The sequence below is a fragment of the Arthrobacter sp. MW3 TE3886 genome (assembly GCF_041262145.1).
Taxonomy (GTDB): Bacteria; Actinomycetota; Actinomycetes; order Actinomycetales; family Micrococcaceae; genus Arthrobacter.
Genome location: NZ_JBGCAN010000001.1, coordinates 3,773,346 through 3,789,127 on the forward strand (window position 1 = coordinate 3,773,346; position 15,782 = coordinate 3,789,127).

The 15,782-nt window shown below is 69.9% G+C and carries 14 protein-coding genes; 5 read left to right on the plus strand and 9 right to left on the minus strand.

From position 1 onward, the window contains the following. Positions 1 to 20: 20 nt before the first annotated feature. The gene (locus ABH915_RS17075; protein WP_370123515.1) at positions 21 to 1,244 is read left to right on the plus strand and encodes an SAM-dependent methyltransferase; all 1,224 of its coding nucleotides are present in this window, start codon (positions 21 to 23) and stop codon (positions 1,242 to 1,244) included. Between the two features lie 70 nt (positions 1,245 to 1,314). Here the strand turns inward: ABH915_RS17075 and ABH915_RS17080 are convergent, their stop codons facing one another. Further along, entirely contained in the window at positions 1,315 to 2,148 is an 834-nt protein-coding gene (locus tag ABH915_RS17080) for a shikimate 5-dehydrogenase (RefSeq protein WP_370123518.1), read from the minus strand. A 309-nt stretch (positions 2,149 to 2,457) separates the two neighbouring features. Between ABH915_RS17080 and ABH915_RS17085 the strand changes: the two genes are divergently transcribed. Next, complete coding sequence (locus ABH915_RS17085; RefSeq protein ID WP_018773731.1) at positions 2,458 to 3,609, plus strand: glutamate--cysteine ligase; 1,152 nt, start codon at positions 2,458 to 2,460, stop codon at positions 3,607 to 3,609. 70 nt (positions 3,610 to 3,679) lie between these two features. Here the strand turns inward: ABH915_RS17085 and tsaD are convergent, their stop codons facing one another. The 6 genes from tsaD to ABH915_RS17115 form a co-directional block, all read right to left on the minus strand. Next, on the minus strand, positions 3,680 to 4,825 hold the full coding sequence (gene tsaD / locus ABH915_RS17090) for a tRNA (adenosine(37)-N6)-threonylcarbamoyltransferase complex transferase subunit TsaD (RefSeq protein WP_370123520.1): 1,146 nt from the start codon (positions 4,823 to 4,825) through the stop codon (positions 3,680 to 3,682). Next, positions 4,822 to 5,289, minus strand: coding sequence for a ribosomal protein S18-alanine N-acetyltransferase (rimI, locus tag ABH915_RS17095; RefSeq protein ID WP_370125034.1), 468 nt, complete (start codon positions 5,287 to 5,289; stop codon positions 4,822 to 4,824). Before rimI ends, tsaD begins: the two co-directional genes overlap by 4 nt. 47 nt (positions 5,290 to 5,336) lie before the next feature. Next, positions 5,337 to 6,008, minus strand: a complete 672-nt coding sequence (gene tsaB / locus ABH915_RS17100; RefSeq protein WP_370123523.1) for a tRNA (adenosine(37)-N6)-threonylcarbamoyltransferase complex dimerization subunit type 1 TsaB — start codon at positions 6,006 to 6,008, stop codon at positions 5,337 to 5,339. After that, positions 6,008 to 6,658 carry a tRNA (adenosine(37)-N6)-threonylcarbamoyltransferase complex ATPase subunit type 1 TsaE gene (tsaE, locus tag ABH915_RS17105; protein WP_370123526.1) on the minus strand — a complete coding sequence of 217 codons (651 nt, stop codon included), beginning with the start codon at positions 6,656 to 6,658 and terminating at the stop codon, positions 6,008 to 6,010. Before tsaE ends, tsaB begins: the two co-directional genes overlap by 1 nt. Continuing rightward, positions 6,655 to 7,875, minus strand: coding sequence for an alanine racemase (gene alr / locus ABH915_RS17110; protein WP_370123529.1), 1,221 nt, complete (start codon positions 7,873 to 7,875; stop codon positions 6,655 to 6,657). The genes tsaE and alr overlap by 4 nt, the downstream gene beginning before the upstream one ends. 313 nt (positions 7,876 to 8,188) lie before the next feature. Next, positions 8,189 to 9,280: a carbohydrate kinase family protein gene (locus ABH915_RS17115; protein WP_370123531.1), complete on the minus strand. Its 1,092-nt coding sequence runs from the start codon at positions 9,278 to 9,280 to the stop codon at positions 8,189 to 8,191. Positions 9,281 to 9,384: 104 nt separating this feature from the next. On the opposite strand from ABH915_RS17115, the gene ABH915_RS17120 reads away from it, so the two are divergent. After that, entirely contained in the window at positions 9,385 to 10,821 is a 1,437-nt protein-coding gene (locus ABH915_RS17120; protein WP_370123534.1) for a 6-phospho-beta-glucosidase, read from the plus strand. 61 nt (positions 10,822 to 10,882) lie between these two features. On the opposite strand, the gene ABH915_RS17125 is transcribed toward ABH915_RS17120, so the two are convergent. Beyond that, on the minus strand, positions 10,883 to 11,416 hold the full coding sequence (locus tag ABH915_RS17125) for an N-acetyltransferase family protein (RefSeq protein WP_370123537.1): 534 nt from the start codon (positions 11,414 to 11,416) through the stop codon (positions 10,883 to 10,885). A gap of 118 nt (positions 11,417 to 11,534) precedes the next feature. Here ABH915_RS17125 and mshA point away from each other — a divergent pair, with 118 nt between their 5' ends. Further along, a complete protein-coding gene (gene mshA, locus ABH915_RS17130; protein ID WP_370123540.1) occupies positions 11,535 to 12,800 on the plus strand; it encodes a D-inositol-3-phosphate glycosyltransferase in 1,266 nt (421 codons plus the stop codon). 88 nt (positions 12,801 to 12,888) lie between these two features. Further along, on the plus strand, positions 12,889 to 14,601 hold the full coding sequence (locus ABH915_RS17135) for a formate--tetrahydrofolate ligase (RefSeq protein ID WP_370123543.1): 1,713 nt from the start codon (positions 12,889 to 12,891) through the stop codon (positions 14,599 to 14,601). A gap of 89 nt (positions 14,602 to 14,690) precedes the next feature. Here ABH915_RS17135 and ABH915_RS17140 read toward each other — a convergent pair whose 3' ends face one another. Next, on the minus strand, positions 14,691 to 15,776 hold the full coding sequence (locus ABH915_RS17140; protein WP_018773719.1) for an inositol-3-phosphate synthase: 1,086 nt from the start codon (positions 15,774 to 15,776) through the stop codon (positions 14,691 to 14,693). Positions 15,777 to 15,782: the final 6 nt, after the last annotated feature.

Genomic DNA, 15,782 nt, shown 5'->3' on the forward strand with positions numbered 1-15,782 from the left:
CCTCAACTACGCTGGATGGCATGACTGACGCACCGCAGGAACATATTGCCCCGATCCTCACCCCCGAGGGCTGGGAGCTGCTGGCGTCGTTGGGGCCGTACCGCGAGGACGAGGCCTTCCGCCTCACGGCGGCGCTGCGCAAGGCCGGCCACTCCCCCGAAATGGTCTCGGCCGTGCTCACCCAGTCCCGGCTGCGGACCAAGGCCGAGGCGAAGTTCGGCGAGTTCGCCCGGCAGATGATTTTCACCAAGGCCGGCCTGGAGCAGGCCACCCGGCTCACGGTGGCGGCACGGCACGCGCAGCGGTTCGCGGAGGCCGGGATCGGCCACGTCGCGGATCTCGGCTGCGGGCTCGGGGCGGATTCGATGGCCCTTGCGTCCCTGGACCTGGTGGTCACCTCCGTGGAAATGGACGAGGCCACGGCCGCCTGCGCCACGATGAACCTGATCCCGTTCCGCAATGCCACCGTGGTGCATTCCGATGCCACGTCGGTATCGCTCGAAGGGGTCGACGGCGTCTGGCTCGACCCCGCCCGGCGCACGACGTCCACTTCGGGAACCAAGCGGATCTGGGATCCGGAGGATTTCTCCCCGCCGATGTCCTTCGTGGAGTCACTCGCCGGTTCCGGCCGCGCCGTCGGCGTGAAGATGGGCCCGGGCATGCCGCACGATTCCGTGCCGTCCGGATGCGAGGCGCAGTGGGTCTCCGTGGGCGGGGACGTGACCGAGGTGGCCCTGTGGTTCAACGCGGTGCGGCGTCCCGGGGTGCGGCGCGCGGCCCTCGTGCTCGGACCCCTCGGCTCTGCTGAGCTCACCAGCGGCGAGGACTTCGGCGCCGGCCCGGTGGCGCCCGTGGGACCCGTGGAGGGGTACCTGTATGAGCCCGACGGCGCGGTGATCCGCGCCGGCCTGGTGGCCGACGTCGCGCTCCAGCTGGGCGGGCACCTCGTGGACGAGCACATCGCCTACATCTGCGCCCCGGAGCTGCATGACACCCCGTTCGCCAGGGCGTACAGGGTCCTGGAGGTGATGCCGTTCAACGTCAAGGCACTCAAGTCCTGGGTCAAGGATCAAGGCATCGGGGTCCTGGACATCAAGAAGCGCGGCACGGCTGTCACGCCGGAGGAGCTGCGCAAGCAACTCCTGCCCGGCGGCAGCGCCAAGCACAAGCACAAGAAATCGGCCACCCTGGTCCTCACCAGGATCGGCGAAGACCGGGTGGCCATCTCGGTGGAGCCCGTCTAGCCCCGCCAGCGGGATCCCACGGGCGCGGGGCCCCGTGGCAGGATCCCACGGAAGGGGCCGGGCGGCCGGGTTACTGGGCCCGCGTGAACTCCTCGGCGGCCCGGATTTGCTCGTCGGTCGGCCGGACGCCGGTGTACAGCACGAACTGCTCGAGCGCCTGGATCGTGGCCACCTCGGCTCCGGTGATCACGGTCTTGCCGGCCGCGCGGCCGGCCTTGATGAGGGGCGTCTCGGCCGGGAGCGCGACGACGTCGAACACCACTTTGGCGGCGTCGATGGCCTCCTGCGGGAAGGGCAGCGCGGCGGCGTCCGGGCCGCCTGCCATACCGATAGGGGTGACGTTGACCAGCATGTCGGCCATGCCGGTACCGGACGCGGCAGCGCCCAGTTCGGCGCTCCAGGCGAAGCCGTACTGTTCGGCCAGGGCGCGGCCGGATTCTTCGTTGCGGGCCACGACGGTCACGTCCTTGAACCCGGCATCGCGCAGCGCGGCCACGGTGGCCTTGGCCATGCCGCCGGAGCCCAGGACCAGCACCGAGTAGTCCGTGGGGACCGCGTTGCTCTGCAGGAGCTGCTCGATTGCGGTGTAGTCGGTGTTGTAGGCCGTGAGCCGGCCGCCGTCGTTGACGATGGTGTTGACCGAGTCGATGGCCTTCGCCGACGGGTCCATGACGTCAACGAGGGCGATCACGTCCTCCTTGTAAGGCATGGACACCGCGCAGCCGCGGATGCCGAGGCCGCGCACCCCGGCGATCGCCTGGGCGAGGTCGGTGGGGGCAAAGGCCTTGTAGATCCAGTTCAGGCCCAGCTGTTCGTACAGGTGGTTGTGGAAGCGCGTCCCGTTGTTGCTGGGCCGGGCCGAGAGCGAGATACACAGGGTCATGTCTTTGTTCAGTATGGGCACAGCTCCATTAAACGCCAGGATGGGTCCGGCCACCCGCGGCTCACCGCGCGACTGCCCGCGCCGTCGCTGACCAGCCACGTTGTGAATACACTCACGCACCAGCGGCAACTTTGACACCGTCCCGGGGCCGGCCCTGCACTAGACTTGGACCACCCGTAGCCCCGCCAGCCGCCCGGCCGGCGCCCTGGTATGTGGGAAATTGCACGTGACACCGCCGGTGCCGCGTCCAGGGGCATGTCCGAGGGTGTTTGCCAGCGCATCTCCACACCAGGACCACGGCCAGGGACAGCAAAACAGTGAAGGGACCACATGAAGATCGAGTTCGCTTCATCCAGGCAGTCGACCCTAGGCGTGGAATGGGAGCTGGCGCTCGTCGACGCCGAGACCGGCGAGCTGGCCTCCGTGGCGAACCAGGTGCTGCGCGGCGTCGCTGCCCGGCATCCCGAACTCAATGAGGACGACGAGCACCCGCACATCAAGCAGGAGCTGCTGCTGAACACCGTGGAGCTCGTCACCGGCATCTGCACCACTGTTGCGGAGGCCAAGGCGGACCTGAGCAGCTCGCTCGCGGCGGTCCGGGATGTGACCGATCCGATGGGTGTGGAGATCTTTTGCGCCGGGAGCCACCCCTTCAGCCCGCCCCAGCTGCAGCCCGTCACGGACAAGGAACGCTACGCCAAGCTCATTGACCGGACCCAGTGGTGGGGCCGGCAGATGGTCATTTACGGCGTCCACGTGCACGTCGGACTCGACAGCCGGGACAAGGTCCTTCCGGTGCTGGACGGCCTGGTCAATTACTTCCCGCACTTCCAGGCGCTCTCCGCGTCCAGCCCTTTCTGGGGCGGCGAGGACACCGGATACGCCTCCCAGCGGGCGCTGATGTTCCAGCAGCTGCCGACCGCCGGGCTGCCCTTCCAGTTCTCCAGCTGGGAGGACTTCGAGGCGTACGCCCAGGACATGTTCACCACCGGCGTGATCGATTCGCTCTCGGAGATCCGCTGGGACATCCGGCCCGTCCCGCACTTCGGCACCATCGAGATGCGCATCTGCGACGGCCTGGCCACGCTCGAGGAAGTCGGCGCCATCGCCGCCCTGACGCAGTGCCTCGTCGACGAGTTTTCCACGACGCTGGACAACGGCGGCACCATACCCACCATGCCGCCCTGGCATGTCCAGGAGAACAAATGGCGGGCGGCCCGTTATGGCTTGGACGCAATCATCATCCTCGACGCCGCGGGCAACGAGCAGCTCGTGACGGAGCACCTGCGCGAGACGCTCAAGCGGCTTGAGCCGGTGGCGGCGAAGCTGGGCTGCAGCGCCGAACTGGCCGACGTCGAGAAGATCATCGAGCGCGGCGCCGGCTACCAGCGGCAGCGCCGCGTCGCCGCCGAGCACGGCGGGGACCTGCGCGCCGTCGTCCTGGACCTGGTCAAGCAGATGCGCCAGGGCCCGGACGCCTAGCTCCGGCGCCAAGAGCCAGCACGGAGGCGGACGAAGCCGAAGGCCGTGCTAGCTTCAGGCGGACGCAGCCTCAGGCGGAGACTGTCGTGACCGGCATCGAGGAATCCGGCGCAAAGCCGATCCCGCTCGGTTTCACGCCGGCCATCACCAGTTGCGCCCCGAGCGCGGCCACCATTGCGCCGTTGTCCGTGCACAGCGGCAGCGGCGGCACTGTCAGCCGGATCCCGGCCGCGCTGCAACGTTGTTCGGTGAGCTGGCGCAGCCGCGAGTTTGCGGCAACGCCCCCACCCAGGAGGACCTCCGTGATGCCTTTTTCGCGGCAGGCGAGCACCGCCTTGGCGGTAATCACATCCACCACCGCTTCCTGGAAGGCCGCGGCGATGTCGGCGACGGGGACCTCCTCGCCGCGGGCCTCGAACTGCTCCACGCAGCGGGCGACGGCGGTCTTGAGTCCGCTGAAGGACCAGTCGTAGCGGTGCGGTCCGGGTTCCTCGGCGGTCCCCATGTACTTGGGCTGGGTGAGCCCGCGCGGGAACCGGATGGCCTTGGCGTTGCCGGTGCGCGCCAGTTTGTCGATGGCCGGACCGCCCGGGTAGCCCAGGCCCAGGAGCCGCGCCACCTTGTCATAGGCTTCGCCGGCGGCGTCGTCGATCGTGGAGCCCAGCAGTTCGACGTCGTCCGTGATGCTCCGGATCCGCAGGATCTCGGTGTGGCCGCCGGAGACCAGGAGCGCGCCCATGTTCTCGGGCAGGGTTGGCTGCGCGGTCTGCTGAGTGGTTTGCTGCAGCGCGCCGACCGGCGTCGCGTTGCCCAACGGATTCTCTGCGCCGCCGCCCTGCTGCAGGAGCCCGACGCCGACATGCGCCACCAGGTGGTTGATGGCGTAGAGCGGTTTGCCGGTGGCGACGGCGAGCGCCTTGGCCGCGCAGACCCCCACCATGAGGGCCCCCGCCAGGCCCGGCCCGGAGGTGACGGCGATCGCGTCGATGTCCGCGAGCGTCACGTCCGCCTCCGCGAGGGCCTCCTCGAGGGTGGGGACGAATGCGTCGAGGTGGGCGCGGGAGGCGATCTCGGGGATCACGCCGCCGAAGCGGACGTGTTCGTCCATGGAGGACGAGACGGTGTTCGTCAGCAGGGTGGTCCCCCGGACGATGCCGACGCCGGTTTCGTCGCAGGAGGACTCGATGCCGAGCACGAGCGGCTGGGTGCGGTTCATGGTCGGCCTGCTTCCGTTGGCTGGGGGCTGAGCGGTTCGCGGGGCAGCTGGAGCCGCATGATCAGGGCGTCGACGCCGTCGCGGTAGTAGCGGGGCCGGACGTGGATCTGTTCGAAGCCGAAGCGCTGGTAGAGCTGCTGGGCCCGGGGGTTGTCCGCCCTGACCTCGAGCAGCACGTCCTGGGCGTGGCGGCGCCGGCTTTCCGTGATCAGCTCGGTGAGCAGGGCCGAGCCGATGCCCTTGCCTTCCTGCTCGGGCACCACGGCGATGGTCTGGACGTCCGAGATGGGCTCGATGCACATGAGCCCGGCATAGCCCACAATCCCGCCGTGGATCTCCGCCACAAGGTAGCGCCGGGTATCCGCCTGCGCCAGCTCGTCGTGGAACATCTGCAGCGGCCACGCATCCACGGGAAAGAGCCGGCGTTCCAGGGCGTGGACGGCGGGGATGTCCGCGGCGTCCATGTCCCGCAGGGTGACCCCGCCGGGCAGCCGGACGGCTCGCCCCGCGCTCACAGGGCACGCTTCCGGGGTCCGGGCACCTGGGCGTCGGATTCGCGCAGGTACAGGGGGGTGGAGTCCAGGAGCTGTTCCCCCGCGGAGAGCCGGGCAAGTGCGAACTGGCCGAGCGAGAGGGCCTCCGGCTGGCGGGTGCTGAATTCGGCGACCGCCTTGACGACGTCGGAGTAGATTCCTGCCCCGGCACCGTAGACGGGCAGATCCGGCAGATCCGCGGCGAATCCCACGTGCGGGCCGTCCTCCAGGTGCGGCAGCTGGGCATCGGAGAAGGTGTACCGGGCCCAGTACACTTCCTTGCGGCGCGCATCGGTGGCGACAATGAACTCCGCGGCCGAGTCGGTGGATTCGGCTACTTCCAGGGCGATCGCGTCCAGGCTCATGACGCCGTACAGCGGCTTGCCCCAGACAAAGGCGAGGGTGCGGGCCGTGACGATCCCGGAGCGCAGTCCCGTGAACGGGCCGGGGCCGACGCCGGTGACAATAGCGTCGACGTCGCGCCCGCTGACGCCGGCCTCGGCCAGGAGCCCGTCGATTCCCGGGGCCAGGACCTCCGCATGGGTGCGCGTGTCCTCGGTGGCGAAGCTGGCCAGCACGGATTCCGGTGCGTCATCGGAGACCAGGGCGGCGCTGGCGACAGCTGAGGTGTCGATGGCGAGGATCAGCATCAGGGATTCCGTTCCGGGGTCTGGGGCAGGGGCTCGGCGCCGGGCGTGGTCTCCGGCAGCTCGGCGCCGGGCGTGGTCTCGGGCAGCGGCGCGGTGCCGGGCAGTGCCGGCGCTTCGGCCCAGCGCGGGCCGAAGCCGCGGATCACGACGGTCCGCAGCTCGTCGTCGTCGTCCGTGTCGAAGTCCAGAACGGGGGCGGCGGGCGGTTCGGCGGCCGCGGCGGCACCTCCGCGGGTGCGGTGGAGTTCCACCTCGAGCCGGCTGTCGCTGAGGTGCTCAACCCGGCCGCGGCCCCACTCGACCACCGTGACGGCGCTGTCCATGGTGTTTTCCAGATCGATGTCGTCGATTTCAGCGGCCGACTCCAGCCGGTAGGCGTCCACATGCACCAGGTCCGGTCCGCCCGGCCGGGGTCCTTCGGGCAGGTTGGGATGGATGCGCACCAGGACAAAGGTCGGCGAAATGATGCCGGCCCGCACCCCCAGCCCCTCCCCCAGCCCCTGCGTGAACGTGGTCTTGCCGGCACCCAGTTCGCCGGTCAGGACCAGCAGATCTCCGGTTTCCAACACGGCGCCGAGGGCCGCGGCGAGCGCATGCGTCTGCGCCGCCGTGTGGACCTCAAGGCTCCGTTCCCACGCGGGCCCGCTCACGGCCGCTCTTCGCCGGTGGAGGGCTCTTCGTTCAGGTAGCGGCGCGGCACGCGCGGGCTGATCCTGGTGACGATCTCGTAGTTATTGGTACCGGCGGCCCTGGCCCAGTCATCTGCCGTGGGTCCGCCGTCGGCGCCGTCGCCGAACAGCACTGCCTCGGCGCCGAGGATGCTCGGGCCTCCGGCCGCCACGTGGCGGGGTCCGAGGTCGATCACCATCTGGTCCATCGCGATGCGCCCCACCACCGGATAGTTCGTGCCCTCGACCCGGACGGGGCCACCGGTGGCGATGCGCGGCACGCCGTCGGCGTAGCCCAGCGGGATGAGCCCGAGGGTGCTGACACCGTCCGTGCGGTAGTTCAGCCCGTAGGAAACGCCCTGCCCGGCGGGCACGTCCTTGCAGTGTGAGACCACCGTGCGGACCGTCATGGCCGGGCGCAGCCCGAGCTCGGCCGGGCTCTGCCCTTCAAAGGGGGACAGCCCATACAGGCCCAGCCCCACACGGACCAGGTCGAAGTGGGTGTCCGGCCGGGAGAGGGTGGCCGGGGTGTTGGCGAGGTGGCGGACCTCGGGGTCCACGCCGGCGTCCTGGGCGACGGCGAGGACCTGGCGGAACGCGGCGAGCTGCTCGTCGGTTTCGGGCCGTTCGGGTTCGTCGGCAACGGCCAGGTGGGAGAAGATCCCCACGACCCGGAGCAGGCCCTGGTCCTGGTGTTCCATGGCCTCGCCGACCAGGCTGTCCCAGGCGTCGAGGGTGGCGCCGTTGCGGCCGAGCCCGGTGTCGACCTTCAGGTGCACGCGGGCGGGCCGTTCCTGCTCGCGGGCCGCGGCCACGATCCGGTCCAGTTCCCAGCCCGAGCAGCCGATGTCGATTCCGGCGGCCACCGCGGCGGCGAAGTTGCTGTCCGGGGTGTGCAGCCAGGCCAGCAGCGGCGCCTCGATCCCGGCGGCGCGCAGGGTGAGGGCCTCGGAGATGTGGGCGACGCCCAGCCAGCCGGCCCCCGCGCCGAGGGCGGCCCGGGCCACCTGGACGGCGCCGTGCCCGTAGGCGTCGGCCTTGACCACGGCCATGACCTGCGCGGGTGAGGCCACGGCTGCGATGCGGCGGACGTTGTGCCGGATGGCGTCGAGGTCGATTACGGCTGAGCGCTCCTCAGCATGGGCCGGCACTGCCGCCGAACCGGGCAGGAGATCGCCTGTTGCTGCTTGGTAAGTCACCTAACGATTCTAGGCGCGGGCGCTGCGGGCCGAATAATCGGCCGGGGCCGCCTACCGCGGGACATGCCCATTCTTCCCCGCTGGACATGCCCAATCTTCACACCCAAGGCCCCGCAGAACGGGTCCATGCCCAAACCCTGGCCCCAGCGGAGGACATGTCCACTGGTGCCACGAACCCGGCCGGCACCCACCACGGGACATGCCCAATCTTCACACCCAAGGCCCCGCAGAACGGGTCCATGCCCAAACCCTGGCCCCAGCGGAGGACATGTCCACTAGTGCCAGCCACGAACGCCCCGGCCGCCCCGGCCGGCTACGCGTCGGACAAGTGGGCGATTGTCGCCGTCGCGCGCCGCTGGGCCTCGGGCGGGACATCGCGCACGATCTCCTCCAAGAAGCGGTAGCGGCGAAGCCATTGGCTGCTTTGCCGTTCCTTCCTGGCGTTGGCCCGCTGCCACCAGTCGGCAATGTCGCCCCAGCCGGGCGCGGCCAGCGAGCCGCCCACCTCCTGGACGGCCAGGGCGGCGCACAGATTGGCGAAGCGGAGCCGGTCTCCCAGCGGCCAGCCGGCCAGGGAGCCGACAATGAAGGCCGCACCGAAGCAGTCACCGGCGCCGGTGGGGTCGAAGGCCCGGACCGGCAGGGACGGGACCCACTCCTCCTCCCCCGTTTCCGAATCCACGGCCATGGATCCCTGGGCGCCGAGTGTGACCACCGCCACCGGAACCCGGTCCGCGAGCGAGTACAGGGCGGACCAAGGGTCGTCGCGGCCCGTGAAGTTCATGGCCTCGTGCTGGTTCGGCATAAAGGCGTGGAAATACTTCAGGTTGTCCAGCCGGGTCGAAGACCACGCGCCCGTGGGGTCCCAGCCGACGTCGCCGAACAGCTGGACGCCGTTCTTATGCGCGTCGACAGCCCACGGTTCGAGTTCCTCCCCCAGCTCCGCAACGGCTGCGAGCGCCGGCGGCGGGCATCCGACCAGCTCGGTGGAGGTCATCGGCGCCGGGTGCCCGTGCGTCACCATGGAACGGTCCTTTTCCACGCTCAAGGACACCGTGACCGGAGAATGCCAGCCCGGAACACGCCGGGACAGGGACAGGTCCACGTGTTCCTGGGCGGCGAGGATTTTCCAGTTGTAGTCACCGTAGCCGTCGTCGCCGAACACGGCGGCAAGCCCGGTCCGCAGTCCCAGCCGGGAGGCGGCGATGGCCTGGTTGGCGACGCCCCCGGGGCAGCTGCCCATCCCGTCGCTCCAGATTTCCGTCCCGGGCTGCGGCGCGTGGGGCAGCCCGGTGAAGATGATGTCCTGGAACACCGTCCCGGTCAGGAGCAGGTCGAACCCGTCCGCGGCCGGGCTGCGGACGGCAGAGAGCGGATCAAATCGCCGCGCCGGGGTCGCGTCCATATACGGCACACTACGCTGTACCGCCGTCGAGGGAAACCAGGGGAAGCGGCGCCACGGCCGGCGCCCCGGCCGGCGGAAAATGCGGCGGGGAATAGACTGTCCGCATGCGGCTCACGATCGCCGGCGGGGGCGGCTTCCGCGTCCCCCTGGTCTACCGGGCGCTCTCTGCCGGGCCTTTCGCGGGGCTGGTGCGGGAGCTGGTGCTCTACGACGTCGACCCCGCCAGGCTGGCGGCCATCGAGGCGGTCCTGGCCTCCCTCCCCCGGCAGGGCCTGCCGGGTTCCGGCCCGCAGATCCGTGCCGTGTCCTCGCTCCCCGAGGCCCTCGACGGCGCCGACATGGTCTTCGCCGCCATCCGGCCCGGCGGCACCGCCGGGCGGACCGCCGACGAACGGATCGCCCTGGACCTCGGACTCCTGGGCCAGGAAACCACCGGCGCCGGCGGGATCTCCTATGCGCTGCGGTCCATTCCGCCGATGCTGCGGCTCGCGGAGCAAATGCGGAGCCGCTGCCCCGGGGCGTGGCTGCTGAACTTCACCAACCCCGCCGGCATGGTCACGGAGGCCCTGCTCCCGGTGCTCGGTCCCAGGGTGATCGGGATTTGCGACTCCGCCAGCGGCCTGGTGCACCGCGCGGCGCGGGCCGCCGGCGTCGCGTTGCCGGAGGGCACGCTCGACGGCGTGGGCTACTACGGCCTGAACCACCTCGGCTGGCTGTACCGGCTGGGGGCCGGGGGCCGGGACGCCCTCCCGGCACTGCTCGCGAACCCTGCGGCGCTGTCGGAATTCGAGGAAGGCCGGCTCTTCCCGCCCGGCTTGCTGGCCGGCCTTGGCTGCCTGCCGAATGAATATCTGTTCTACTACTACGACACCGTTCGGGCGGTGGCCGGCATGCGCGCCGCAGGGCAGACCCGGGGGGAATCCATCGCCCGGCAGCAGGCCGAACTGTATCCCCGGCTGGCTGCCGCCGGGCCGGAGGCCTATGCGCTGTGGGAGGCCGCCCGCCGGTCCCGCGAGGAGGGCTACCTCGCGGAGGCCCGCGCCTCGGGCGAACGCCGCGACGAGACCGACCTCGCCGGCGGCGGCTACGAGCGGGTGGCGCTGGCGGCCATGCGCGCCCTCTCCGGCGGCGGCGCGGCGGACCTGATCCTGAATACGCGGAACACCGTCACCACCGCCGGGTCGGCGGGCCCGGAAGCGGTCGGCGCCGGGTCCACCGCCGGGTCCGGAGCGCAGGCGGTGCCGGCTGTCCCGGGGCTGCCGGCCGACGCCGTCGTCGAAGTCCCGTGCCGGGTGACGCCCGACGGCGCCGAGCCGGTCCCGCAGGACCGTCCGGGACCGGCGCAACTGGAGCTGCTGCGGCGCGTCAAGGACGTCGAACGGCTCGTGGTGGAGGCGGCGACGACCGGCCGGCGGGAGGCGGCCCTCGCCGCGTTCGCCAGGCATCCGCTCGTGGATTCGGATGTCCTCGCCGGCAAACTGCTGGCCGGCTATGAAGCGGCGTTCCCGGAGCTGGGCCGTCTCTGGCACGGCGGGCCCTAACGGCCCGCCGGCAGCAGCGGCCTGCCGACACTAGCGTCCCGCGGCACCGGGGCCGGCAGCCCTACAGCTTTCGGTACATCACATGCAGGCCCACGTAGCCCAGTTCAGGGTGGTTGAACGCCTCGGGAATGGTCGCGAGCACCTCAAAGCCCATGGATTTCCACGCGGCCACGGCCCGGACGTTACTTTCCACGACGGCGTTGAACTGCATGGCCCGGAAGCCGGCGTCGCGGGCGGCGTCGAGCGAATAGGCGCACAGGGCCCGGGCCAGTCCGCGGCCGGCCTGCGCCGGGTGAACCATGTAGCCCGCGTTGGCGACGTGGCTGCCGCCGCCGCCTTGGTTGGGGTGCAGTTCGCCGGTGCCAAGAACCGCACCCGTGTCGGAGGCAACCGCGACGAACGTCTGGCCCGGCGCCTGCTTGAACCAGCGTCCGCGGGCCTCGGCCTCTCCCGTGTCCCGGTCCCAAGTGAAGGTCTCCCCCGAACGGATGACAGGTTCCAGGATCGTCCAGATGCCCGGCCAGTCCTCCGGGCGGGCCTCGCGGATGCTCCAGCCGGCTGGCTCTGGTCCTGTCGTTGTGTTCACAGCGGCCACGTTAGCAGCACGCCCCGGTCTGCGAACCGAACGGACCCGTGAACCGGCCGGCACTTCAGGAGTAATGTTTTATCGACATGCATTTGGCAAAGAAAAATGGGCAGAGGAAAGGGGAACCGTGTCGCTGATCCGCCGCGTCGCCTTCCTTTCCCTGCACACCTCGCCCATGGAACAGCCCGGCTCCGGTGACGCCGGCGGCATGAACGTTTACGTCCGGGCACTGGCCGCTGCCCTCGCCGAGACCGGGGTGGAAGTGGAGATCTTCACCCGGTCCACCTCGGCCACTCAGCCCGCCGTCGAACATCCGTCCCCTGGCGTGTGCGTGCACAACGTCCTCGCCGGGCCGCCGCGGAAGCTGCCCAAGGAGGAGCTCCCGGGGCTGCTGCACAGCATGGTCGCCGAGATCAACCGGATCCGCCAGCTCCAGCCGCACGGCCGCTATGACGTCGTCCATTCCCACTACTGGGTTTCCGGGGTGGCCGGGCTGGAGCTCGCGGAGCTGTGGGGGCTGCCCCTCGTCCACACCATGCACACGATGGCGAAGGTCAAGAACCAGCTGCTCGAGTCCGGCGAACAGCCCGAGCCGCGGCGTCGCGAGGACGGCGAGCACCGGATTGTCGACGGCGCCACCCGGCTGATCGCCAACACCGGCACCGAAGCGGCCGAGCTGGTCTCGCACTACAACGCCGACATCGACCGCATCGACGTCGCGCCGCCCGGCGTGGACCTGGCCGTCTTCACCCCGGCCTTCCGGAACCGGGCCAGGGCCCAGCACGGCGTCGCCCCGGGCAAGTTCCATCTGCTGTTCGCGGGCCGGATCCAGCGGCTCAAGGGCCCGCAGATCCTGATCAAGGCGGCCGCGCTCCTGCGCTCCCGGCGCCCGGACATCGACCTGCAGCTGACCATTCTGGGGGCCGTCAGCGGCGCCAAGGACTTCAACCTCAAGACGCTGATCAGCGCCGCCGGAATGGACGACGTCGCCACCCACCACCCGCCGGTGAACGCCCCGGAACTGGCCGGCTGGTACCGGTCCGCCGACGTCGTGGTGATGCCCTCCTACAGCGAGTCCTTTGGCCTGGTGGCGCTGGAGGCGCAGGCCTGCGGGACGCCGGTCCTCGCCACGAAAGTCGGCGGCCTCTCCCGCGCCGTCCAGGACGGGCGGACCGGGATGCTGATCGAGGGCCACAAGGCCAGCGACTGGGCGGACGCCCTCGAGTCGCTCTTCGACGATGCCCAAACGCGCACCGACATGGGGCGCGCCGCCGCGATCCATGCCCAGGATTTCGGCTGGCAGCGCACCGCCGCGATTACGCTGGAGAGCTACCACACCGCCGTGAGCCAGTATTTTGGAAGCCTGACCATCCCGGTGGGCCACACACCCTGAACCGGGTCCGCCCCCTCCCCCGCTCCAACCCCGCCCGGCAACACCGGACCGGGACCAACCCGCCAACGCCACGAGCCGAAGGACAACGATGTCTGAGACCACCACTGCCGGGAACACCGTCCCCAGCGACCTGGAAATTGCCCAGCGGGCAGTCATGAAGCCGATCGGGGAGATTGCGGCGGCCGCCGGCATCAACCCGGACGCGCTGGAACTCTACGGACCCTACAAGGCCAAAATCGATCCGGCGAAGCTGGCCGTTCCGGCGGGCGCCCCCGTGCGCGCGCCCGGCAAAGTGGTGCTGGTCTCCGCGATGTCGCCCACCCCCGCCGGCGAAGGCAAGTCCACCACGACGGTGGGGCTCGCGGATTCCCTGGCCCGGGCCGGTCACAGCGTGATGATCGCGCTGCGCGAACCCTCACTCGGCCCCATCCTGGGCATGAAGGGCGGCGCGACCGGCGGCGGCTACTCCCAGGTGCTGCCGATGGACCAGATCAACCTGCACTTCACCGGCGATTTCCACGCCATCACCTCGGCGAACAATGCCCTCATGGCCCTCGTGGACAACCACATCTTCCAGGGCAACGAGCTGAACATCGATCCGCGCCGGATGACGTTCAAGCGCGTCCTGGACATGAACGACCGGTCCCTCCGGGAGGTCGTGATCGGCCTCGGCGGGCCGGCCCAGGGCACGCCGCGCCAGGACGGCTTCGACATCACCGTGGCCTCGGAGATCATGGCCGTGTTCTGCCTCGCCACGGACCTGAACGATTTGCGCGACCGGCTGGGTCGGATCACGTTCGGCTACACCTACGACCGCCGGCCCGTCACCGTGGCCGAGCTCGGCGTCCAGGGCGCCCTGACCATGCTGCTCAAGGACGCGATCAAGCCCAACTTGGTGCAGACCATCGCCGGCACCCCGGCGCTCGTGCACGGCGGACCCTTCGCCAACATCGCCCACGGCTGCAACTCCCTCATCGCCACGCAGACGGCCCGCAACCTGGCGGACATCGTCGTCACCGAGGCAGGGTTCGGCGCGGACCTCGGGGCGGAAAAGTACATGGACATCAAGGCGCGCATGGCCGACGTCGCCCCGTCCGCCGTCGTCCTCGTGGCCACCGTCCGGGCGCTGAAGATGCACGGCGGCGTGCCGAAAGACATGCTCAAGGAGCCCAACGTGGAGGCGCTGGCCGCCGGCGTCGCCAATCTGCGCCGCCACATCCGCAACGTCGAGAAGTTCGGCATCATCCCGGTCGTGGCGGTCAACAAATTCGCCACGGACACCGCCGAGGAGCTGGACTGGCTGCTTCAGTGGTGCGCCGCGGAGGGGGTCCAGGCCGCGGTGGCGGATATCTGGGGCCGCGGCGGTGGCGGCGACGGCGGGGACGAGCTCGCGGCGAAGGTGGCCGCCGCGATCGATGCGCCGCACGGCTTCCGGCACCTGTACCCACTGGAGATGTCCGTGGAGGACAAGATCCGGACCATCGTGCAGGAGGTCTACGGCGCCGACGGCGTGGACTTCTCCGTGCCGGCGCTCAAACGGCTGGCCGAAATCGAGAAGAACGGCTGGTCCGGGATGCCGGTGTGCATGGCGAAGACCCAGTACTCCTTCACCGACGACGCCACCCGGCTCGGCGCGCCCAAGGGCTTCACCATCCACGTCCGGGACCTCATCCCCAAGACCGGCGCTGGCTTCATCGTGGCCCTCACCGGCGCCGTGATGACCATGCCGGGCCTGCCCAAGGTGCCCGCAGCGATGCGGATGGACGTCGACGACGCCGGCAACCCCGTAGGCCTCTTCTAAACAGCAACCCGGGGTCACTTACGGCCCATCCCGAGGGGGATTATCGGCCGTAAGTGACCCCGCGTTGGAGTATGCGGTGAGGAAGGCGGTTAGCGCTCCAGGTCGCCGCGGATGAAGGCCTCGACCTTTTCACGGGCGAGGTCGTCGTTGAACTGCTCCGGCGGGGACTTCATGAAGTAGCTCGACGCCGAGACCAGCGGGCCGCCGATGCCGCGGTCCAGGCCGATCTTGGCGGCACGGATGGCGTCGATGATCACGCCGGCGGAGTTGGGCGAGTCCCAGACTTCGAGCTTGTATTCCAGGGACACCGGGGCGTCGCCGAAGTTGCGGCCCTCGAGGCGGACGAAGGCCCACTTGCGGTCATCGAGCCACTGGACGTAGTCGGACGGGCCGATGTGGACGTCCTTGGCGGCGAGCTCGGCCTCGACGTTGGAGGTGACGGCCTGGGTCTTGGAGATCTTCTTGGACTCCAGGCGGTCGCGCTCAAGCATGTTCTTGAAGTCCATGTTGCCGCCGACGTTCAGCTGGTACGTGCGGTCCAGGGTGACGCCGCGGTCCTCGAACAGCTTAGCCATGACGCGGTGCGTGATGGTGGCACCGATCTGGCTCTTGATGTCATCGCCCACGATCGGCACGCCCGCGGCGGTGAACTTGTCCGCCCACTCCTTGGTGCCGGCCAGGAACACCGGCAGGGCGTTGACGAACGCCACGCCGGCATCGATCGCGCACTGGGCGTAGAACTCGGCGGCCTGCTGGGAACCGACCGGCAGGTAGCAGACCATGACGTCAACCTGGGCGTCCTTGAGGGCCTGGACGACATCGACCGGCTCCTCCGGGGACTGCTCGATGGTCTCGAGGTAGTACTTGCCCAGGCCGTCCAGGGTGTGGCCGCGCTGGACGGTGACACCGGTCGGCGGGACGTCGGCGATCTTGATGGTGTTGTTTTCGCTGGCCAGGATGGCGTCGGACAGGTCCTGCCCCACCTTCTTGCCGTCGACGTCGAAGGCGGCAACGAACTGGACGTCGCCGACGTGGTACTGGCCGAACTCCACGTGCATCAGGCCCGGGATCGTGGCCTTGGGGTCGGCGTCTTTGTAGTACTGGACGCCCTGGACCAGCGAAGCGGCGCAGTTACCTACGCCGACGATTGCAACACGAATCGGATGTGAAGACACGGAACT